General features: G+C 67.5%; 19 protein-coding genes. 8 read left to right on the forward strand and 11 right to left on the reverse strand.

The annotated features are described in order from the left end of the window. Window positions 1-25: 25 nt before the first annotated feature. The 4 genes from CXZ05_RS00370 to CXZ05_RS00385 are packed head-to-tail and all read right to left on the reverse strand — an operon-like array spanning window position 26 to window position 4,124. Window positions 26-796: an ABC transporter ATP-binding protein gene (locus CXZ05_RS00370; protein ID WP_102970648.1), complete on the reverse strand. Its 771-nt coding sequence runs from the start codon at window positions 794-796 to the stop codon at window positions 26-28. Then, window positions 793-1,854, reverse strand: a complete 1,062-nt coding sequence (locus CXZ05_RS00375) for an ABC transporter ATP-binding protein (protein WP_102970649.1) — start codon at window positions 1,852-1,854, stop codon at window positions 793-795. The genes CXZ05_RS00370 and CXZ05_RS00375 overlap by 4 nt, the downstream gene beginning before the upstream one ends. Next, window positions 1,851-2,819: a branched-chain amino acid ABC transporter permease gene (locus tag CXZ05_RS00380; RefSeq protein WP_102970650.1), complete on the reverse strand. Its 969-nt coding sequence runs from the start codon at window positions 2,817-2,819 to the stop codon at window positions 1,851-1,853. Before CXZ05_RS00380 ends, CXZ05_RS00375 begins: the two co-directional genes overlap by 4 nt. A gap of 9 nt (window positions 2,820-2,828) precedes the next feature. Then, window positions 2,829-4,124, reverse strand: a complete 1,296-nt coding sequence (locus tag CXZ05_RS00385) for a branched-chain amino acid ABC transporter permease (protein WP_180987220.1) — start codon at window positions 4,122-4,124, stop codon at window positions 2,829-2,831. A gap of 347 nt (window positions 4,125-4,471) precedes the next feature. On the opposite strand from CXZ05_RS00385, the gene CXZ05_RS00390 reads away from it, so the two are divergent. Then, complete coding sequence (locus tag CXZ05_RS00390) at window positions 4,472-5,350, forward strand: Bax inhibitor-1/YccA family protein (protein ID WP_102970652.1); 879 nt, start codon at window positions 4,472-4,474, stop codon at window positions 5,348-5,350. A gap of 132 nt (window positions 5,351-5,482) precedes the next feature. On the opposite strand, the gene CXZ05_RS00395 is transcribed toward CXZ05_RS00390, so the two are convergent. Genes CXZ05_RS00395 through CXZ05_RS00410 form a run of 4 tightly spaced genes read right to left on the reverse strand, consistent with a single transcriptional unit; the run spans window position 5,483 to window position 10,018 of the window. Continuing rightward, window positions 5,483-6,721 carry an acetyl-CoA C-acetyltransferase gene (locus tag CXZ05_RS00395; protein WP_102970653.1) on the reverse strand — a complete coding sequence of 413 codons (1,239 nt, stop codon included), beginning with the start codon at window positions 6,719-6,721 and terminating at the stop codon, window positions 5,483-5,485. A gap of 35 nt (window positions 6,722-6,756) precedes the next feature. Continuing rightward, window positions 6,757-7,917, reverse strand: a complete 1,161-nt coding sequence (gene galK / locus CXZ05_RS00400; protein ID WP_102970654.1) for a galactokinase — start codon at window positions 7,915-7,917, stop codon at window positions 6,757-6,759. Next, on the reverse strand, window positions 7,914-9,107 hold the full coding sequence (gene galT / locus CXZ05_RS00405) for a galactose-1-phosphate uridylyltransferase (protein ID WP_102970655.1): 1,194 nt from the start codon (window positions 9,105-9,107) through the stop codon (window positions 7,914-7,916). Before galT ends, galK begins: the two co-directional genes overlap by 4 nt. Beyond that, a complete protein-coding gene (locus CXZ05_RS00410) occupies window positions 9,104-10,018 on the reverse strand; it encodes a DeoR/GlpR family DNA-binding transcription regulator (RefSeq protein ID WP_102970656.1) in 915 nt (304 codons plus the stop codon). Before CXZ05_RS00410 ends, galT begins: the two co-directional genes overlap by 4 nt. A gap of 172 nt (window positions 10,019-10,190) precedes the next feature. Between CXZ05_RS00410 and CXZ05_RS00415 the strand changes: the two genes are divergently transcribed. The 4 genes from CXZ05_RS00415 to CXZ05_RS00430 all read left to right on the forward strand — a co-directional run bounded on the left by CXZ05_RS00415 (window position 10,191) and on the right by CXZ05_RS00430 (window position 14,519). Beyond that, window positions 10,191-11,168, forward strand: coding sequence for an aldose 1-epimerase family protein (locus tag CXZ05_RS00415; RefSeq protein WP_102970657.1), 978 nt, complete (start codon window positions 10,191-10,193; stop codon window positions 11,166-11,168). Window positions 11,169-11,283: 115 nt separating this feature from the next. Next, on the forward strand, window positions 11,284-12,666 hold the full coding sequence (locus CXZ05_RS00420) for an AI-2E family transporter (RefSeq protein WP_258006386.1): 1,383 nt from the start codon (window positions 11,284-11,286) through the stop codon (window positions 12,664-12,666). 3 nt (window positions 12,667-12,669) lie between these two features. Then, window positions 12,670-13,908, forward strand: a complete 1,239-nt coding sequence (gene ilvA, locus CXZ05_RS00425; protein ID WP_102970658.1) for a threonine ammonia-lyase — start codon at window positions 12,670-12,672, stop codon at window positions 13,906-13,908. Window positions 13,909-13,916: 8 nt separating this feature from the next. Beyond that, the gene (locus tag CXZ05_RS00430) at window positions 13,917-14,519 is read left to right on the forward strand and encodes a rhomboid family intramembrane serine protease (RefSeq protein WP_102970659.1); all 603 of its coding nucleotides are present in this window, start codon (window positions 13,917-13,919) and stop codon (window positions 14,517-14,519) included. A gap of 95 nt (window positions 14,520-14,614) precedes the next feature. On the opposite strand, the gene greA is transcribed toward CXZ05_RS00430, so the two are convergent. Beyond that, entirely contained in the window at window positions 14,615-15,109 is a 495-nt protein-coding gene (gene greA, locus CXZ05_RS00435) for a transcription elongation factor GreA (RefSeq protein ID WP_102970660.1), read from the reverse strand. A 203-nt stretch (window positions 15,110-15,312) separates the two neighbouring features. After that, window positions 15,313-15,780, reverse strand: a complete 468-nt coding sequence (locus CXZ05_RS00440; protein WP_102970661.1) for a DUF4307 domain-containing protein — start codon at window positions 15,778-15,780, stop codon at window positions 15,313-15,315. 84 nt (window positions 15,781-15,864) lie between these two features. On the opposite strand from CXZ05_RS00440, the gene mca reads away from it, so the two are divergent. From mca to CXZ05_RS00455, 3 genes are all read left to right on the forward strand, one after another. Beyond that, window positions 15,865-16,770: a mycothiol conjugate amidase Mca gene (mca, locus tag CXZ05_RS00445; RefSeq protein ID WP_102970662.1), complete on the forward strand. Its 906-nt coding sequence runs from the start codon at window positions 15,865-15,867 to the stop codon at window positions 16,768-16,770. A gap of 147 nt (window positions 16,771-16,917) precedes the next feature. Further along, window positions 16,918-17,196 (forward strand): hypothetical protein, encoded by a 279-nt coding sequence (locus tag CXZ05_RS00450; protein ID WP_102970663.1) that lies wholly within the window; start codon window positions 16,918-16,920, stop codon window positions 17,194-17,196. After that, window positions 17,174-19,357: a thioredoxin domain-containing protein gene (locus CXZ05_RS00455; RefSeq protein ID WP_102970664.1), complete on the forward strand. Its 2,184-nt coding sequence runs from the start codon at window positions 17,174-17,176 to the stop codon at window positions 19,355-19,357. The genes CXZ05_RS00450 and CXZ05_RS00455 overlap by 23 nt, the downstream gene beginning before the upstream one ends. On the opposite strand, the gene CXZ05_RS00460 is transcribed toward CXZ05_RS00455, so the two are convergent. Beyond that, complete coding sequence (locus CXZ05_RS00460; RefSeq protein ID WP_102970932.1) at window positions 19,338-19,979, reverse strand: hemolysin III family protein; 642 nt, start codon at window positions 19,977-19,979, stop codon at window positions 19,338-19,340. The two genes, CXZ05_RS00455 and CXZ05_RS00460, sit on opposite strands and share 20 nt — an antisense overlap. Window positions 19,980-20,215: the final 236 nt, after the last annotated feature.

The raw sequence follows: 20,215 nt of genomic DNA on the forward strand, positions 1-20,215 counted from the left end.
GGGGGCTTCTGTGTGATCGAGGATTTCAGTCCTCGTCGGCGAGCGTTCCCAGATACAGCTGGATGACCTTGGGGTCCTTCATCAGCTCGCGGCCCGTGCCGGTGTACGCATCCCTGCCCTGGTCCAGGACGTAGCCCCGATCGCAGATTTGAAGGCAGCGGCGCGCGTTCTGCTCCACCATGATCACGGACACGCCGGCCCGGTTGATCTCGTGCACCCGAAGGAAGGTCTCATCCTGCTTGACGGGGGAGAGGCCCGCAGAAGGCTCATCCAGCAGCAGCACGGCAGGCTCCATCATGAGGGCCCGTCCCATCGCCACCATCTGCCGCTCACCGCCAGAAAGGGAGCCTGCACGCTGTGCGCGGCGCTTTCCCAGCTCCGGGAAAAGGCTCGTGACGAAGTCGAAGCGCTCGGCGAAGTCCTTCGGCCGCTGGAACATGCCCATCTGCATGTTTTCCTCGATGGTGAGGGTGGCGAAGACGTTGTTGGTCTGCGGCACGAAACCGACGCCCTGGGTCACGAGCTTGTTGGCCTTCAGCCCTGTGAGGTCATGCCCCCTGACCATCACAGAACCCGAGTGAACCTTCACCAGGCCGAACATGGCCTTCAGCAGTGTTGACTTGCCGGCCCCGTTCGGGCCGATGATCCCGATCAGTTCGCCCTTCCGTGCCTCGATGCTGCACCCGTTGAGGATGTTGACGCCGGGGAGGTAGCCGGCCACCAGATCGGTGACTTTGACGACGACGCCGTCCTCGGCAGCGCTGCTTGCGGCCGGGGCCGCGCTCGTGGCACTCATTCCTTGTCCTTTTCTGGCTGGCCGACAACTGTGGAACCGGCACCTGTTCGTCCGTCATCGGGACCCGGGCCGCTCAACTCTGGCAGGACGGCGTCCACGGCGATGATGCCCGCGTTTTCCGTGCCGACGATGGATTCCTCGTCCGCCGCGAGTTCCCGCTCCAGAGCCTTGATCCCCTCGGTGCCGCCGAGGTCGACGTCGTGGTGCGCGCCAAGGTAGGCGTCGATGACGGCGGGGTCCTTCATGACCTCGCCCGGTGGTCCCTCAGCCACGATCTTTCCTTCCGCCATGACCACCACCCAGTCCGCGATGTGGCGGACCATGTGCATGTCATGCTCCACGAAGAGGACGGTCATGCCCTCGGACTTGAGGTTCTTGACGTGGTCCAGGAGTGATTGCGTCAGCGCCGGGTTGACGCCGGCCATGGGTTCATCCAGCATCACCAGCTTGGGGCGGACCATCAGGGAACGGGCCATTTCCAGGAGTTTGCGCTGGCCGCCGGACAGCGACGCCGCGTAGTCATCCTTCTTTGTGTCGAGCTTGAACTTCTCCAGCAGGACGTTTGCGTGCTCCGTGATTTCCTTCTCGCGGCCACCCCAGATGTTCTTGAACAGGGCCTTGGACAGCCGCTCGCCCGGCTGGTTCGCGGCGCCGAGGCGCATATTTTCCATGACCGTCAGCTTGCCCATCACCTTGGTGAGCTGGAACGTGCGCACCATGCCCATCCGGGCCACCTTGTAAGAGGAAACACCGGCGATGCTGTGGCCCTCAAACTGCCACTTGCCGGAGTTCGGTGTGTCAAAGCCGGTGAGCAAGTTGAACAGGGTGGTCTTGCCGGCCCCGTTGGGGCCGATCAGCGCTGTGATCTTGTGCCGCGGGATCTCGAGGTATTCGACATCGACGGCGTTGATGCCGCCGAAGCTGCGGGTCACGTTTTCGGCGACGACGATCGGGTCCCGCTTCTTGCAGCCGGGGGCGTTGTCCCCAACGGCGATCGGCCGGGTGTCCGTCATGTAGTCGACGCCCTCTTCCATGGATTCTTCGCTGTGCTTGCTCATGCGAACGCGAGCTCCTTCTTGTTGCCAAAGACACCCTGCGGCCGGAAGATCATCAGCAGCATCAGGGCGACGCCCACCAGGATGTAGCGCAGCTGGCCGGCCTGGACCGTGGTCAGCCAGGTCACCGCGCCGGATTCGATGAGACCGTACAGGACGCCCTGTGTGAGGGACAGGACCACCCAGAAGATCATGGCGCCGATCACCGGCCCCAGGACCGTGGCCATGCCGCCCAGCAGCAGGCAGGTCCACAGGAAGAACGTCAGCTCGGTGCCATAGTTGGCAGGCTGCACGGCACCGCGTGGGAGCGTGAAGATCATTCCGGCCAGGGCGCCGAAGATGCCGCCGATCACCAGCGACTGCATCTTGTGGGCGTAAACGTTCTTGCCGAGTGAGCGCACCGCGTTCTCGTCCTCGCGGATGCCCTTCAGCACGCGTCCCCAGGGGCTGCGCATCAGGAGCCAGACAAGGACGCAGCCGACCGCCACGAGGCCCCAGCCAACGATCCGGATGAAGAAGTCCCTGTTATTCATGCCGAAGTAGGTGCCCTCAGGGAAGGGGTTCATCGTATAGAACCCGCCCTCGAAAGCGGCGAGCCCGTTGGCGGAACCGGTCACGGAGGTGAGCTGGTTGGTGGTCACGACGTAGCGGACAATTTCCGCCGCCGCGATGGTGACGATGGCCAGATAGTCCGCCCGCAGGCGGAGGGTGGGAATGCCCAGCACCAGCGCAAAGAGTACGGAGCAGACGACGGCGATAAGGAGGCCCACAAAGAAGGGCACGCGGAAGCTGAGTGTGGAGATGGCGAAGCCGTAGGCCCCCACGGCCATGAAGCCGGCCTGGCCGAAATTCAGCAGGCCCGAGTAGCCGAAGTGCACGGCGAGGCCGAGCGCCGCGAGGGCGTAGGCCGCCGTCGTTGGGCTGAACAGTTCCGCCGCGGCGCTGGAAAGGATGAATCCGAAGTCCATGGCTGTCTCCTAACCCACGCGCTCGCGACGGCCCAGAATGCCCTGGGGCCTGAACAAGAGGACAACAATCATGATGAAGAGTGCTCCCACGTATTTGAGGTCGGCTGCCAGGCCGAAGACGGTGGTCAGTTCGACGAAGATACCGACGATTACGGATCCGATGAGGGCGCCAAATACGGTACCGAGACCGCCGAGGGTTACACCGGCAAAGATGAGCAGGAGGATCTGCGAGCCCATGTCGAAGGTCACCCCGGGGCGGTAATAGGCCCAGAGGATGCCTCCGAGCGAGGCCAGTACGCCGCCCGTGATCCAGACGATCCGGATCACGGAGTCGACGTCGATGCCCGAGGCGGCGGCAAGGGCGGGGTTGTCGGCCACCGCCCGGGTTGCCTTGCCCAGCCTCGTCTTCAGCAGCACAACGCCGATGAGGGCAATCACGACGGCGCTGATGATCAGTGACCACAGGTTGTTGGGGGAGATGGAGACCGGGCCGATCTGGATTTCCGCACTCTGCGCGAACGGCAGCTGCTGGGTGGCTCCGCCAAAGAAGAACTGGATGATGTAGCGGACCGCCAGGGCCAGTCCGATGCTGACGATCATCATGGGCACCAGACCGGTGCTGCGGCGGCGCAGGGGACGCCACAGCCCCGCGTCCTGCACGTAGCCCAGGAGTCCGCCCCCGACGAGCGCCAGGATGACGGCCAGCCAGAATGGCAGGTTCATGGCACTGAATCCGAAGACCAGGACGGCGCCGAGGGTCACCATCTCGCCGTGTGCGAAGTTGGTGAGCCCTGTGGTGCCGAAGATCAGGGACAGCCCCACCGAGGCGAGGGCCAGCAGAAGCCCGAAACTGAGGCCGGCCACGAGCCTGTTGAGCAGGTTTTGGCCAAAGTCCTGCTGCTGCACCACGATGCCCTTGCCGAAGGCGAAGATAACCGAGAGGTTTGACGTCTGGCCGAACGTGACATTGCGGGGATTGGCCTGGCCGTCGGCGAGCTTGATGCCTTCCGGGAGCGTCGATTCGTCCAGTTCGATTTCCCAGGCGCCCTGGGTGGGAACGCCTATCCGCCAGGAACCGTTGGCGCCCGAGGTTGCCTCGCCGGTGAAGTCACCGCTCTTCGCGGTGATCTTGACGCCCTCGAGGGGGCGCCGTGAATCGTCGCGGAGGAAGCCGCTGATGCTGTTCTGGAACTGCTGGTTCGACGGGGGTGGCGTCGGAGCTGGAGTGCCGGCCTGCGATGCCGGCGCTGCGACCAGCAGAAGTGCCACGACGGCGGAGGCAATGGCCCCCCATACCTTCAGCAGCCCGGCCGGCCGCCGGATAGGCAGGCCTCTCGGTGTGCGTCTCAAATTGAAAACCTCCACGTGGGGGTGGTTGCGGCCGCGTCATTGCAGCCGCTGCGAACGGAGGGCGGCGGATATCCGTGCTGGTGGAGCGGGTCTTGACTAGCTGTGATATCCGTCACCCTGACCCGCTTATCGTACAGCGCAAGCAGTACAAACCGCGTGGGCGGAGCTGACCATCAGATAGCGATCCGGTAACAACTCAAATGCTCGTCCCGAACCGGAACTTTCCGTGCCGCTGATCCGTGGGAATTGATAGCGTGAGCAGTAGATTCATCACTCAACCCCATACATGGAGGACACCCGCAATGGCACTTGGCGGAAACCCGATCTTCAACGGAAAAAATTTCCGTGGAGCCACCCAGGCACCGCCTGTCCCGCAGGCGTACGGCCACAACAACTACGGCCAGAACCAGTTCGGCCAGCAGGGCTATGGCCAGCCCGGCTACGGCCAGCAGAGCATGTCCGACGACCAGCTGCAGCAGATGTACAACCGGCCTGCTGCCGGCCCGGCTGAAACCGGGCGGATGACCTTTGACGACGTCATCGTCAAGACGGCGGTCTGCCTGGGCGCCGTGGTCGTCGGTGCCGCGGTCACCCTGTCGGTGGCCCTGGGCCTGGCATCCATGCTCATGATCGTCGGCGCACTCGGCGGATTTGTCCTTGCCCTTGTCAACACGTTCAAGAAGCAGCCGTCGCCGGCCCTCATCCTGGCCTACGCCGCGTTGGAGGGCCTGTTCCTCGGCGGCCTGACCCGTGTCCTCGACACCATGTACCCCGGAGTCGGCCTGCAGGCCGTGGTCGGCACGCTGTCCGTGTTTGCCGTGACGCTGCTGCTGTTCAAGAGCGGCAAGGTCCGGGCCACGCCCAAGGCCATGAAGTTCTTTATGATCGCCATCGTCGGGTACGCGCTGTTCTCCTTGGTGAACATGGTCATGATGATGACAGGGCTGACAAATGAACCGTTCGGCCTGCGCAGCGGAATCATCGGCGTCGTTATCGGCATTCTGGCCATCGGGCTGGCCGCGTTCTCACTGGTCATGGACTTCACCAACATCGAAGAAGGCGTCCGCAACGGCGCCCCGGAGCGCTTCTCCTGGACCGCCGCCTTCGGCCTGACCGTCACGCTCGTGTGGCTGTACGTGGAAATCATCCGCCTGCTGGCCATCCTCCGCGGCGACGATTAAGAGTTCAAAGCACCAACAGGGAGTGGGCCCAGCCAACCGGCGGGGCCCACTCTCGGGTTAAGGCTGGAGTTTTTGTCCACTTATTAGGACTTCGGGGCCCTAAAGTCGCGACAAGTGGACAAAAACTCCAGGCTAGGTGAGGCGCTCCAGCACCACGGCCATGCCCTGCCCGCCGCCGACGCAGAGCGTGGCCAGGCCTAGCGTTCCGTCCGTCTCGCGCAGGCCGTTGAGCAGCGTGGTGGTCATCCGGGCACCGGTCATGCCGAACGGATGCCCCAGCGCGATGGCGCCGCCGTGCACGTTGAGTTTGGCCGGGTCGATCTTGAGTTCGCGGGCGCTGGCCACCACCTGGACGGCGAAGGCCTCATTGAGCTCCACGAGGTCGATGTCGTTCATGTCCAGGCGGGCGCGGGCGAGCGCCTGCCGGGAGGCTTCCACCGGCCCCATCCCCATCAGTTCGGGGGACAGCGCGGTGGCTCCGGTGGAGACGATCTTGGCCAGCGGCTCCAGCCCCAGGTCCCTGGCCAGGTCGTAGCTCATGATGACCAGGGCGGCGGCGCCGTCATTGAGCGGGCACGCATTGCCTGCCGTGACCGTGCCCTCCCGCCGGAACACCGGCTGCAGGGCACTGACGGCTTCCAGGCTCACGCCGGGCCGCGGCGAATCGTCCCGGTCCACCACCGCTCCGTCCCGCCGCTCATACGGTGTGATTTCGCGGGCGTAGAATCCGGCGGCGATCGCGGCTTCGGCCCGGTTCTGGCTCAGCACGGCCCACTCGTCCTGGTCCGCGCGGCTGATCCCGTAGGAGGTGGCCACGTTCTCGGCCGTCTGGCCCATGGCGATATAGATGTCCGGCATGCGGCCGCCCAGCCGGGGATCCGTCCAGGGCGTGTTCGACTCGGCACGTGCGGCCGTCCGCTGGCGGGCCGGTTCGAACAGCGGGTTGTGGTTCCCGGCGCCGGTTTCGCCCGCCCCGGCCCATTCCTGGTAGCGCGACACGGCCTCGACGCCGGCCGCCACGAACGCCTGGCCCTCGCCCGCCCGGATGGCGTGGAAAGCCATCCGGAGCGTCTGCAGGCTGGAGGCGCAGAACCTGTTGACCGTGGCGGCGGGGACGTTGTCCAGGCCGGCGAGGATGGTGACGACGCGGGCCATGTTGGAACCCGCCTCACCACTCGGTTCGGCGCAGCCGAGGTACAGGTCGTCCAGGCCGGGCCCGCTGTCCCCGGTGGGGTCGAATGCCGGCAGCTTGGCCAGCGCCGCCCGGACCATGGCCGCGGCCAGATCGTCCGGCCGCTCGTCCTTCAGTGAGCCCTTGAAGGCACGGCCGATCGGGCTCCTGGCGGTTGAAACAATGACTGCTTCGGGCATGCGACCAGCCTACGCCCGTACCCCCGCATGATCAGCTACGCCAGCCGCATGGCCCCGGCCGACGGGGTGACCGTGAAGATGTCCGGAGCGGTGTACCCCGCATCCGCAAAGGCCCGTACGACGGCGGTGCGCACCTGCTGCTCCTCACTTACCGGAGTCAGGGCGATGGCGGCGCCGCCGAAACCTCCGCCGGTCATCCGGGCGCCGATGGCGCCGTTTGCCCGGGAGGCCTCGACGGCGAGATCGAGTTCGGCGCAGGAGATTTCGAAGTCGTCGCGCATGGATGCATGGCTGGCGTCGAGCAGGGCACCGATTGCCGACGGGCCCTGCTGTCCTAGGAGTTCCACGGTCTGCAGCACGCGGTCGTTCTCGGTGACGACGTGCCGGACACGGCGGAAAGTGACCTCGTCCAGCAGCCCGCTGGCTTCCTCCAGGTCACCCGGTGTGACATCGCGCAGAGCCTTGACGCCCAGCACCTCGGCGCCCAGTTCGCACGAGGCACGGCGGGACGCGTAGCCGCCGTCGGCGTGGGAATGCGAAACCTTGGTGTCGATGACCAGCAGGACGAGGCCGGCAGCCTCGGCCTCGAAGGGGACCAGCTGGACGCTCTGGTCGCGGCAGTCCAGGAACACAGCGTGGCCCTTCGAGCCGCGCAGCGAGGCGGACTGGTCCATGATGCCCGTGGGCGCACCGACGAAGTCGTTCTCCGCGCGCTGGGTGGCCAGCACCATGTCCTCCGGTCCCAGGCCTGCGCCGGTGAGGTCATTGAGTGCCGAAATCACCGCGCATTCGATGGCGTGCGAGGAGGACAGCCCGGCGCCGAGGGGTACGTCGGAGTCCAGCAGCAGGTCCAGGCCCGGCACGTCGATGCCGCGCTGCTGCAGGGACCAGATGACGCCCAGCGGGTACTTGGTCCAGCCCTTGGCCGCCGGGCCTGCCAGCGAAGCCGTGTCCGCCGTCGTGATTCCCTGGTCGCCGTAGGTCGAGAGCAGCCGGAGGGTGGAGTCCGGGCGGACCCCCACCGCGACGCGGGCGGTCCTGTCGATGGCGAACGGCAGCACGAAGCCCTCGTTGTAGTCCGTGTGTTCGCCGATCAGGTTGACCCTGCCGGGGGCCCGCCACACGCCGTCGGGCTGGCGGCCGAACGCGGCGGAGAACCGGGCCTCAAGGTCGGTGGCGGCGGCGGGGGCGGTCATGCGTGGGCTCCTTCGATGAGGTCTGGTTCAGTGAGGCCGGCTTCGACGAGGCCCGGTGCGGCCGGAGCGAGCGCCTCGGCCGGGGATGCCGGAACGGTCACCGAGCGGAGCCGCTCGGCCACCTGTTCGGGGGTGGTGTCGTTGATGAAGGCACCCATGGCCGCCTCGGAGCCGGCCAGGAACTTGAGCTTGTCTGCCGCGCGGCGCGGTGAGGTCAGCTGCAGGTGCAGGTAGCTGGCGGGGCGCAGCAGGTCATCCACAGGGGCCTGGTGCCAGGCCGAAATGTAGGGCGTCGGGGTGGGGTAGAGGGCGTCGAGGCGCTTGAGCAGGTCCAGGTAGACGTGGGCCAGCTCGTCCTTCTCCTCCCCGGTCAGCCCGGCCAGGTCGGGGACTTGGCGGTGCGGAACGAGATGGACCTCCAGCGGCCACCGGGCCGCGAACGGAACGTACGCGCTGAAGCTGTCGCTTTCCAGCACCATCCGGCTGCCGTCCTCCCGTTCGGAGCGCAGCAGCGAGCCCGTCAGCGTCTGCCGCCCGCCGGCGTCGTCATAAAACCTGCGCGCGGCGGCGCCCATGACGGCGGCGCGCGGCGTGACATAGGGGTAGGCGTAGATCTGGCCATGCGGGTGGTGCAGGGTGACGCCGATGTCGGCGCCACGGTTCTCGAACGGAAAAACCTGCTTGATCCCGGGCAGTGCGCTGAGGGCTGCCGTCCGGTGCGCCCACGCCTCCACCACGGTGCGGGCCCGGGTTTCGCTCAGGCCGCTGAAGGACCCGGTGTGTTCCGGCGTGAAGGTGACAACCTCGCACCGTCCGAAAGCGGGACCCGTGGTACCCCAGCCAGGGTTGGCGGGAACCGGGCCCAGGGCCGGGCCGAGGGAGGGGAAGCGGTTCTCGAACACCACGACGTCGTAGTCCAGGGCAGGGATCTCCGACGGGTTGGCGTCCGTGGTGGGGCAGATCGGGCACTGGTCAGCGGGCGGCAGGTGCGTGCGCGTCTGCCGGTGCGCGGCCACGGCCACCCATTCGCCGGTCAGTGCGTCGTACCGGACTTCGCCGGGCTCCCCGCGGGGCGGGAGGTCCCTTCGGTCCTGGCTCGCCTCGACGGAGCGCCGGCGGGTTGAGCCGGCGTCGTCGAAATAAAGCAATTCGCGGCCGTCGGCGAGCTGGGTGCTGGTGATGTGGGTCATGCGTCGTGTCCTTTGAACGCGGTAGCCGACGGCGTCTGGCCGTCCGCGAGGCGGGGAATGGAGGGGGCTGGTGTTAAGGGGTCTGGTGTTGCGGGAGCGGGGATCCCCGGGGCGGGTACCGGTTTCATGGGCGCCAGCCGCAGCTCCCCGACGGACTGCCGAAGCAAGCCCTCGGCGCCAGGGCCGGCGGAGCCTGTGCTGATCCGGTCGTCGGTGATGAGGGTGCCGACGGTTGACAGCGGGGCGATCCCGGCGAGCCCCACCATCCCGTACTTCGTGGCGTCTGCGAGCACTGCCAACCTGTCCGACGCCGCGATCATGGCGGCGTTGACCTCGGACTCGAGGAGGTTCGGTGAGGTGATGCCGGCCTTCGGGTCGAAGCCGTGCACGCCCATGAAGCACAGGTCGGCATGCAGGGTGTCCAGGGCGTGTACCGCCACCGGGCCTACCAGGGCCTCGGAGGGAGTGCGCTGGCCGCCCAGGACCACGGTCCGGATGCCGCCGTCGCCTGCCGGCTCCAGGGCGCTAGCCACCATGAGGGAGTTGGTGGCCACCGTGAGCCCGAGGTCCCGGGGGAGCAGCCGCGCGAGCTCATGGGTGGTGGTGCCGCCGGAAACCAGCAGGGTCATGCCGGGGCGGAGCAGCGTGAGGGCCTCCGCGGCGATGGCCCGCTTCGCCTCCGTTTCCCGGGCCGACTTGGCGCCGAACCCCGGTTCGAGCGCACCGAACGCCGCAGCACGTGTGGCACCCCCATGAACCCGCAGCAACTGGCCTTCGGCATCGAGCGCGTCGATGTCGCGCCGGACGGTCATTTCGGACACGCGGAGCAGGTCGGCCAGTGCCGCCACGCGAACAGTGCCTTCGGCGTCGAGCTCCTGGAGGATGCGGTGTTGCCGCTGCGTCGCGAGCATGGTGCTCCTCCTTCCTCGTGGGCTCGGAAGCCTGTGTGCGCGGTCACTGCTGGTGGCTGTTCCCATTGTGGCACAAAGCGATCAAAAACAAATACTTTCTAACAAAAAATAACAGGAAGTGCTCCCGGCGGGCGGTACATGCGTTGCGGGGCGTGCGTTGTACGGTAGGTCCATGACTTCCGGTGCGACTTCCGAAACCAGCGATTTTCCCACGGCCAGCGATACCCACACTGCCCAGCAGCGCTACGCCACGGGCAGGCAGTACGAGCTCAGGCGGGGCGATGCGCTCGCCGTGGTCACCGAGCTGGCCGCCGGGCTGCGGTGGTACAGCCGCGGGGATGTCCAGCTGACGGAGTCCTACGGGGACGCCGACATTCCGCCCGGCGCCACGGGCATCACCCTGGCGCCGTGGGCCAACCGGGTAGAGGACGGCGTCTGGCACCTGAACGGCAAGAAGCAGCAACTGGACATCACCGAGGTTTCCAAAAACAACGCCAGCCACGGGCTCCTGCGCAACGCGTCGTACGCCCTGGTCGCCGAATCGGAGTTTGCCGTGACCCTCGAGGCCACCGTCTTCCCCCAGCACGGCTACCCCTTCCTGCTGCGGCACCGCGTGGAGTACTCCCTGGCCGAGGACCTGGGCCTGGAGGTGCGGCAAACGCTGGTCAACGATTCCGAGGCCGAGGCGCCGTTCGTGCTGGGCGCCCACCCGTATCTCCGGATCGGCGACGTCCCCTCCGAGACCCTCACTCTGACGGTGGATGCCGCGACGCGGCTGGTGGCGGATGAGCGGCTCATCCCGCGCAGCTCCGAACCCGTGTCCGCGGACAGCGACCTGCGCCAGGGGAGAACGGTGGGGGACCTGGATCTCGACGCCGCACTGACGGGCCTGGCGTTCGACGGCGGGATCGCCCGCCACACGCTGACCGCACCGGACGGCCGCAGCGTCAGCCTGTGGCAGGACGAGACCTGCCCGTTCGTCCACGTGTTTGTCAGCCGTATCTACCCGGGCCGGCCCGCGGCCGTGGCGGTGGAACCGATGACGGGTCCGGCCAACGCCTTCAACTCCGGTGACAGCCTCCGCTGGCTGACGCCCGGTGACTCGTTCACCATCACCTGGGGTATCCGCGCTGACCTGGCTGGTGCCTAAGCCGAGGAGTGGCTGACCTGCCCAGTGGATCGACCCGCGCAGCGGACAGTTGGAGCAGTGCCAGTCGGGCCGTGGCGCGTTTCCCATAGCCGGGCGGCTAGGGAAGTATTGGGCTATGACGCCAGCACAGGACGCCACACCAGACGACGCAGCCAACACGAGTGCCGGCACGACGGGCAGTGGCAGTGCCACGGGCGGGGCGAGCAGACCGGTGTCTGCCCGGCCCTTCGGGCGCCTGGAACCGCGGCGCATCAGGACCGACCGTGACCTTGAGCAGGACATTCCCTACGGCGTGCGCATTGCGGCGGCATGGGCCTGGCGGCTGGGGCTGATCCTGCTGATCACCGGTGCCCTGGTCTGGCTGCTGGCCAAGGTCAGCTTCCTCATTATTCCCGTCATGGTTGCCGCTCTGCTTGCCGGCCTGTTGAACCCCGTGGTGCGGAGGCTGCGCGAATCGCGCGTCCCCAACGGGGCCGCCGTCGCCATTACGATCCTGGGCTTCATCGGGCTCATCGCCGGTTCCCTTGCCCTGGTGGGCCGGCAGCTGGCCCTCGGTTTCCAGGAGCTGTGGAGCCAGGCGCTGACCGGGGTCCAGCAGATTCAGGACTGGCTGTCGCAGGGGCCGCTGCACCTGAGTGCGGCGCAGATCGACCAGTACATCCAGGAGGCCACGGCCGCCCTGCAGAACAACAGCAGCAGCATCCTCAGCGGCGCGCTCTCCTTCGGCAGCACGGCCGGGCATTTTGCGGCCGGAATGGTCCTGGCCCTGTTCATCCTCATCTTCTTCCTCCTCGAAGGCGGCCGCATCTGGGCGTTCCTGGTCCGGCTCCTCCCTCGGCAGGCGCGGATCCCCGCCGACGGCGCCGGCCGGCGCGGCTGGGCGTCAATGGTCAGCTATGCGCGGATCCAGATGTTCGTGGCCTTCGTGGATGCCGTGGGCATCGGCGTCGGCGCTGCGATCATCAGTGTCCCGCTGGCCCTGCCGCTGGGCGTGCTGGTCTTCATCGGCTCGTTCATCCCCGTGGTCGGTGCGCTCGTGACGGGCGCCATCGCGGTGCTGCTGGCCCTGGTGGCCAACGGCCCGGTCAACGCACTGATCATGCTGGGCATCGTGCTGCTGGTGCAGCAGCTGGAAAGCCACATCCTGCAGCCACTGGTCATGGGCAAAGCCGTCGCCCTGCATCCGGTGGCCGTGATCCTGTCCGTTGCCGCCGGTTCCTACCTCGCCGGCATCCCCGGGGCGCTGTTCTCGGTACCTATCCTGGCCGTAGCAAATTCGGCGATTCGGTATATTGCTGCCAGAACGTGGGAACATGAACTTGTGCCGGCTGCCGCGGGTACCGCAGACCTGGCCTCAGCCGAAGAGGACAACACCTTCAAAGAAGCCCGGCTGCCGGGCTCGCATTCCGGCCACGGCAACGCGGCCGGCACTGCACACGGCACCCCGGGCGGCAAGGCCGCTCCCGGTGCCGACGTCGATTCACCCAAAGGAGAATAGTTCGTGAACACCCCCGAAAGCCTTCCCGTCACGCTGGACGATGTCCTTGAGGCGCAGAAGCTGCTGGACGGGATTATTGCGCGGACCCCGGTGGAGTCCTCCCGGGCCTTGGGGCGCATGGTGGGCGGCGAAGTCTACTTCAAGTGCGAGAACCTGCAGCGCGCCGGCTCCTTCAAAGTGCGCGGCGCCTACGTGCGGATGGCGCGCCTTTCCGAATCGGACAAGAAGCGCGGCGTGGTGGCGGCTTCCGCCGGCAACCACGCGCAGGGCGTGGCCGTCGCCGCCAAGAGCCTGGGCATCAAGGCCCGCATCTACATGCCGCTCGGCGTGGCACTGCCCAAACTCGCCGCGACACGCAGCCACGGCGCCGAAGTTGTCCTGCACGGACACAACGTGGATGAAGCCCTTGCAGAGGCCCAGCGTTATGCCGACGACACCGGCGCGGTCTTCGTCCACCCCTTCGACAACGTGGACGTCGTGGCCGGCCAGGGCACCCTGGGGCTGGAGATCCTGGAGCAGGTGCCCAACGTCGACACCATCCTGATGGGCGTCGGCGGCGGTGGCCTGCTGGCCGGCGTCGCGGTGGCCGTCAAGGCCCGCGCCAAGGAGCTCGGCCGCGAGATCCGCATCATCGGCGTGCAGGCAGAGAACGCGGCCGCATACCCGCCGTCGCTGGCAGCGGACGCCCTGGTGCCGCTCAAGAAGGTTTCCACCATGGCCGACGGCATCGCCGTGGGCCGGCCCGGGCAGCTGCCGTTCAGCATCATCCGCGAACTGGTGGACGATGTGGTCACCGTCAGCGAAGACTCCCTGGCCCGGGCCCTGATCTTCCTGCTGGAACGCGCCAAAATGGTCGTCGAGCCTGCCGGCGCGGTGGGCGTGGCGGCCCTCATGGACGGCAAGATCGAGAACCCCGGAACAACCGCCGTCGTCCTGTCCGGCGGCAACATCGACCCCATGCTGATGCTCAAGGTGATCCAGCGCGGCCTCTCCGCCGCCGGCCGGTACATGACCGTGCGGATGATGCTCGATGACCGCCCGGGCTCGCTCGCCACCATCGCCCGCATCATCGCCGAGAACGACGCCAACGTGACGGGCCTCGACCACACCCGCGTGGGCGGCTCCATCAGCATGGGCGACGTCTCCATCACCGTGAACCTCGAGACCAAGGGCCACGAGCACGGCGAACAGGTCCTCGGCGCTCTCCGCGCCGAGGGCTTCCAGCCGATCGTCGTGCACTAGGAGACGCCATGCTGGACAGCCCGGGAGAGGCACCCACCAGGCAAACGGCTGCCGCCCGCGCCAAGGGCGGGCTGCTGGTGGTGGGATCGTTCGTGGCGCTCCTGTTCGCTATCGAGCTGCTCAACACGGTGCTGCTGCACTCGCTGAACGGCGTCTTCGGGCTCAGGCCCAGAAGCGCCGACGGAATCCTTGACGTGTTCACCTTCCCGCTGCTGCACGCCAACCTCAACCACGTGCTGTCCAATGCGCTGCCGCTGGTCATCTTCGGGTTCCTGGTGTTTCTGTCCGGGCTCCGGGTCTTCCTCACGGCCGTTGCCTGCAGCTGGCTGGGCTCCGGGCTGGCCGTCTGGCTGATCGGCGCCGGCGGGGTCACCGTGGGCTCGTCCGGCCTGGTCTTCGGCCTGTTCGCCTTTCTCCTGGTGCGGGGATTCTTCAACCGCAGCTGGTGGCAGATCCTTCTCTCGGTGGTGCTGTTCCTGGCCTACGGCAGCATCCTTTTCGGGATCATTCCGAACATCGCCGGTTACGTTTCCTGGCAGGCCCACCTTGGCGGGGCCGCGGGCGGCGTCCTGGCCGCCGTCGTTCTCCGGGCGCGGGCATCCCGGCGCTGACATCCGCCAACGCGTCTTAAAGCACGACGCCGGCCGTCCCCGATAGTGGGGAGGCCGGCGTCGTGCGTTTGCTGCGACCGCGGGCGGACGCGGTGTTAGCCCGAGTAGGGCTTGGCGGAAATGATCTCCACCGAGATGTCCTTGCCGCTGGGGGCGGTGTAGCTAAGCTTGTCGCCCTCCTTGTGACCCATGATCGCGGCACCGAGCGGGGACTTGTCGCTGAAGACGTCCAGGTCGGAGTCGCCGGCGATCTCGCGGGAACCGAGCAGGAAAGTCTCCTCGTCGCCGGCGATGCGGGCGACGACGATCATGCCGGGCTCAACGATTCCGTCGTCGGCCGGTGACTCGCCGACGTGGGCGTCGCGGAGCAGGACGGTCAGCTGGCGGATGCGGGCCTCGATCTTGCCCTGCTCTTCCTTCGCAGCGTGGTAGCCGCCGTTCTCCTTGAGGTCGCCTTCCTGACGCGCCGCGTCGATCTTCTGGACGATTTCCGCACGGCCGGGGCCGGAAAGGTGGTCCAGCTCTGCCTTCAGGCGGTCAAAAGCTTCCTGGGTAAGCCAAGCTGCAGGCGCGCTGTTAGTGGTAGACACGGACTTCTCCTCTAGTGGGTGTACAAGCGGTCATACAAACAAACACCCCGCCACGGTGGCCACCTGTGGAACTCAGTAACCATCTCAGCGGGGTAAAGGTATTGATCCATTGTAGTCAATCCCGTGGAGTAAACCCAATAACCAAGCGGTGTGGGTCACATGCCTTCTTCTGCTGCCGGTTTGCCGTGGGCCCCGGCTGGTTCCTAGGCCGCGGGCTTCGGGATCCAGCAGCTGTCCACGACGCCCGAGACGGCCTGCGATTCGGTGCGCAGGACAACCCGCTGGGCGAGGGTGCGCCCGCCGTCAGCGCTCTGGCCCTGCGCGTCCTGCTCCACCCGCGGAATGTCGACCACTTTCCAGCCGACCACGGCGAACTTAGAATCGAGCGCCTTAATGGCGCACTTGACTGCCGTGCCGGGTTCCCTCGTCACCTGGAAGTCCACCTCGGCCTGGGTGGCATCCGTGGTCCGGTAGCCGATGTCCTTGAACGTTACCGACGCCGTGGCATTGGACGTGGACACCCAGGCCAGAAAGCCCATCCCGACTGCCAGCGCCGCAATACCTGCCCAGCGCTTGCCCGTTGCGGACATCCTGCGCTTGGGACGGCCATAGCGATTGGCTAGGCTAATGTCTGCAGGCTGGGCAGTGCCCGACTTGTCCTCGGTAGTCACCCTTCCAGTTTAGTGGCGATCACCCGGGGAAAAATCCGGCGTCAGCATTGTAGTCAGTCCCAGGAGAAAGAGGAGCAGTCCCAGATGACAGCGTCCACCAGCCAGTCGTCCGAGCTTCGCCTGCTGGCAGTCCACGCCCACCCGGATGATGAATCCAGCAAGGGCGCAGCCACCATGGCCATGTACGCCGCGGCTGGTGTGGATGTCATGGTCGCCACCTGCACGGACGGCTCACGCGGTGACATCCAGAACCCGGCCATGGAGGGCGCGCCCCATCCGAAGCGCGACATGGCCGGCGCCCGCCGCCTCGAAATGAATGAGGCCGCAAGGATCCTGGGCGTCCGGCAGCGCTGGCTGGGCTTCGTGGACTCGGGGCTGCCTGAAGGCGATCCGCTCCCGCCCCTGCCGGCCGGTTGCTTCGCGCTGCAGCCCCTGGAACGGGCCGCGGGCCCCCTCGTCAGGCTGGTCCGGGACTTCAAGCCGCACGTCATTGTCAGCTATGACGAAAACGGCGGTTACCCGCATCCGGACCACATCATGGCGCACCGGGTTGCGGTGGAGGCCTTCGAGGCCGCAGGGGACCCCGCCAGGTATCCCGGCACCGGTGATGCATGGGAGCCGAGCAAGCTCTACTACGACCGCGCCTTCAGCCCGGAACGCTTCCGTGCCCTGCACTTTGCCCTGGAGGAGGCCGGGCTCCAGTCGCCCTACGCCCAGCGCCTTGCCGCCTGGCTTGAGGCCGACGCTGAAGGGCACACTCCGCCTCCGCCCGCTCACGAAACCACCACCCAGGTGGACTGCGGCGACTTCTTTGCAACCCGCGACGACGCCCTCCGGGCCCACCGGACGCAAGTGGACCCGCTGGGCTTCTTCTTCGCCGTGTCAGCGGAGATGCAGGCGCGCGCCTGGCCCTGGGAGGACTACACGCTGATCCAATCGAAGGTGGCCCCGGAGCTGCCGGAGAAGGATCTCTTCGCGGGGCTAAGATAGAGACAAGAGACATTTTCTATCCCGCGTAGAAGAAACCGCGTAGAGCACCGTGTGGCGGCTAAACCGGCCACGGCTGCGCGCGTACCAACGGGCCAGGCGTTAGCCTACGCGGCGGACGGCGGCCCCAGCCTTGAGAAGGTTTGAACAGTGCACCATTTGCTCATCGTCCTGTCATCGTCCCCGGCACCCTCGCCGTCGCTGCGCCCCGGCCTGTCCCAGGACCAGGTCACGCCCGGCCTGCTGGGATTCCTGCTGACCGCCTTCATTGTGGTGCTCTCCGCGCTGCTGATCGTGGACATGGTGCGCCGCATCCGCCGGGTGCGGTACCGCGCCCAGGTGGAGGAGGAACGGATGGCTGCCGCCGAGGCCGCGGACATCTCCCGCGACGATGCCGCCAACGGCAATGCAGGCCGCGCGGACACCTGATCCACGATCAGGGCAGCCCGGATCACGGGAGCCCAAGCCGGGGGAGCGCAACGCCCTCGGCGCGGAACCCTCTGCCTACCTGCGCCAGCACGCCGGCAACCCGGTGCACTGGCAGCCCTTCGGGGACGCCGCCTTTGCGAGTGCAGCGTCCCGGGACGTCCCCGTGTTCCTGTCCATCGGCTACGCCGCCTGCCACTGGTGCCACGTCATGGCCCGGGAATCCTTCGAGGACCAGGCCACCGCTGACTATCTGAATGGCCATTTCGTGGCGGTGAAGGTGGACCGTGAGGAGCGTCCGGACGTCGACGCCGTCTATATGGCCGCCACGCAGGCCATCAGCGGCGAGGGCGGCTGGCCGATGTCCGTCTTCCTGACCCCGGAGGGCCGGGCCTTCCATGCCGGCACCTATTTCCCGCCGCGGCCCATGCCCGGCCGGCCCTCCTTCCGCCAGGTCCTCGAGGCGGTGCACGAGGCGTGGGCGGAGCGCCGCGGCGCCGTGGAGGAGAACGCCCGCTCACTCGCACAGAACATGGGCCAAGTGCAGCTCGCGGCGGTCGTGGACGTCTCCCGGCCACCGGAACCGCTCGACGCCGGACTGCTGCCCGCCGCCGTGCGCTCCCTGGCCAGGTCCGAAGACCCCGACGGCGGCGGGTTCGGCACCGCCCCCAAGTTCCCGCCGTCGGCCGTTCTGGAGTTCCTGGTCCGGCACGCGGCGGTGCCCTCGGACACCGCCGAAGAGGCCAGGGAGATGGCCGGGCGCACCCTCGCGGCCATGGCCCGCTCGGCGCTCTTCGACCAGCTCGACGGCGGCTTCGCGCGCTATTCGGTGACACGGGACTGGTCCGTTCCGCACTTCGAGAAGATGCTGTACGACAACGCCCAGCTGCTGCGCGTCTACGTGCACTGGATCAGGCTCGGCGGAACGGCCGGGTTCCCGGCCACCGAGGCCGCCGACGTCGCGGCGCGCACCGCCGACTGGATGCTCAGGGCCCTGGGGCTGCCCGATGGCGGACTCGCGTCCTCGCTGGATGCCGACACTGTGGTGGACGGCGAGCACCACGAAGGGGCCAGCTACCTCTGGACCCCAGGTGAGCTGGAGCGGGTGCTTGGTGCGGACGATGCCGCGGCCGTCGCGTGGATGATGAACGTCGGCGCCCGCGGTACCGTATCGGAGCTCGGCTCGCCGCTGCACCCGGGCCGGGCGCTGGACGGTGACGAGGCACGGCTCTGGCTGGACGTGATGCCCAGGCTCCGGGAGGCCCGGTCGCGCCGGCCCCAGCCCGCGCGGGACGAGAAAGTGGTGGCCGGCTGGAACGGCCTGGCGGTGGCTGCGCTCGCGGAGGCCGGGGCAGTCCTGGACCGGCCCGACCTCATGGCGGCAGCCGGCGGGATCGCCGGATATCTGGAACGGGTCCACTGGCGGCCGGACGCAGTGAAGCCGGCGTCGGGGGAGCTGGTCCGTGTCTCGCATGCCGGCGCGGCCCGTGGCATCGGCGGCCTGCTCGAGGACTACGCGTTCTGCGCGGAGGGCTTCCTTGCCTTGTACTCGGCCACGGGCTCGCCGCGCTGGTACATGCTGGCCGAGGCGGTGATCCAGGCGGCGTGCACCCGGTTCGTGGACGGCGGGCACCTCGCCGACTCGGCCGGGGAATCGGCGCAGGTGGTCAACGCCCAGGGCGGGAAGCCCGGCCTGGACTTCTTTGACGACGCCACACCCAGCGGGGCCGCGGCCTTTTCCGGGGCCCTGCTTAGCTACGCTGCCCTGTCCGGTTCCGGGGAACACCGGACCATGGCCGGGAATATCCTCTTGCTCCTGCCCCCGCTCGCCACGCGGGCGCCGCGGGTGGCGGGCTGGCTCCTGGCCACAGCGCAGGCCGCGCTGTCAGGGCCGCTTGAGGCCGCCGTCGTCGGACCTGTTGGTCCCGAACGGGACGCCCTTCACCGCGCGCTGCTGCTGTCCCCGAGTCCGGGGCTGGTGGTGGCGGCAGGGGAGGCTGAGGCGGCCGACGGCGGGAAGCCGGCCGAGGTGCCGCTGCTGCGGCAGAGGCCGGCCGGGCCCGGCGGTGCGCCGCTCGTCTACGTCTGCCGCGGGATGGTCTGCGACCGGCCCGTGGCGACCGTTGCGGCGGCGTTGGAACGCGTTAGCTCAGCACGGCGATGAGGATGGCCGCGAAGTGCGCGGCAAATGCCAGCACCGTGAAGGCGTGGAACAGTTCGTGGAAGCCGAAGTGCCGGTAGCTGAAGTTGGGCTTTTTGAGCGCGTAGAACACGGCCCCGGCGATGTAGAGGGCTCCGCCGACGCAGATGAGCAGCGCCGCCGGGACGCTCGCCGCGAAAAAGGCGGGCAGGTAGAAGAGGGACCCGCAGCCGAGGCCGATGTAGATGGGCACGTACAGCCACCTGGGTGCGTCCGTCCACAGCAGCCGGAACAGCACGCCCAGGATGGCGGCGGACCAGATCAGCCAGAGCAGGAACTCCGCTGTCGGCCTGGCCAGAAGGCTCCACGCAAGCGGCGTGTAGCTGCCGGCGATCACCAGCATGATGTTGGTGTGATCCAGCCGTTTGAGGACGCGTTTGACCCCCGGGGACCAGTTGCCGCGGTGATACACAGCGCTGATGCCGAACAGCAGGACACCCGTGAGGGCGTAGATGGCGGACGTGATCTTGCGGTCCGCGGTTGGCGCCACCGCAACCAGGACGATCCCGGCAGCCAGGGCGAACGGCGCGGTGATCGTGTGGATCCATCCCCGCCACTTGGGCTTGATCGTCAGCAGTTCCGCGATGTGTGCCGCGACGTCATCCACGGCGGTGGGCTCTGCCTTCGACGGCTCCGGTCCGCCGTCCTGGGCGTTGCTTTTCATGTCATCCAGAATAACCTACGGTACAGTAAGTTACTCTTCGGTAACGTCTTCCTGCTGGGTACCTGCCGCTCCTTCGGTGGGGCGTCGGACCGCCACCTGCACGCGGCCGCAGCCTCCGGGCGGTAGCCTAGGACTTGCACAAAAGTCGTACAGAGGAA

The sequence above is a fragment of the Arthrobacter sp. AFG20 genome, assembly GCF_002892795.1.
Lineage (GTDB): Bacteria > Actinomycetota > Actinomycetes > Actinomycetales > Micrococcaceae > Arthrobacter.

Excerpts from the sequence above, each read along its gene's own strand:
- CXZ05_RS00370 (WP_102970648.1), bottom strand. The coding sequence starts at position 796 with ATGAGTGCCACGAGCGCGGCCCCGGCCGCAAGCAGCGCTGCCGAGGAC.
- CXZ05_RS00375 (WP_102970649.1), bottom strand. The coding sequence starts at position 1,854 with ATGAGCAAGCACAGCGAAGAATCCATGGAAGAGGGCGTCGACTACATG.
- CXZ05_RS00380 (WP_102970650.1), bottom strand. The coding sequence starts at position 2,819 with ATGGACTTCGGATTCATCCTTTCCAGCGCCGCGGCGGAACTGTTCAGC.
- CXZ05_RS00390 (WP_102970652.1), top strand. The coding sequence starts at position 4,472 with ATGGCACTTGGCGGAAACCCGATCTTCAACGGAAAAAATTTCCGTGGA.
- CXZ05_RS00395 (WP_102970653.1), bottom strand. The coding sequence starts at position 6,721 with ATGCCCGAAGCAGTCATTGTTTCAACCGCCAGGAGCCCGATCGGCCGT.
- galK (WP_102970654.1), bottom strand. The coding sequence starts at position 7,917 with ATGACCGCCCCCGCCGCCGCCACCGACCTTGAGGCCCGGTTCTCCGCC.
- galT (WP_102970655.1), bottom strand. The coding sequence starts at position 9,107 with ATGACCCACATCACCAGCACCCAGCTCGCCGACGGCCGCGAATTGCTT.
- CXZ05_RS00410 (WP_102970656.1), bottom strand. The coding sequence starts at position 10,018 with ATGCTCGCGACGCAGCGGCAACACCGCATCCTCCAGGAGCTCGACGCC.
- CXZ05_RS00415 (WP_102970657.1), top strand. The coding sequence starts at position 10,191 with ATGACTTCCGGTGCGACTTCCGAAACCAGCGATTTTCCCACGGCCAGC.
- CXZ05_RS00420 (WP_258006386.1), top strand. The coding sequence starts at position 11,284 with ATGACGCCAGCACAGGACGCCACACCAGACGACGCAGCCAACACGAGT.
- CXZ05_RS00430 (WP_102970659.1), top strand. The coding sequence starts at position 13,917 with ATGCTGGACAGCCCGGGAGAGGCACCCACCAGGCAAACGGCTGCCGCC.
- mca (WP_102970662.1), top strand. The coding sequence starts at position 15,865 with ATGACAGCGTCCACCAGCCAGTCGTCCGAGCTTCGCCTGCTGGCAGTC.
- CXZ05_RS00455 (WP_102970664.1), top strand. The coding sequence starts at position 17,174 with ATGCAGGCCGCGCGGACACCTGATCCACGATCAGGGCAGCCCGGATCA.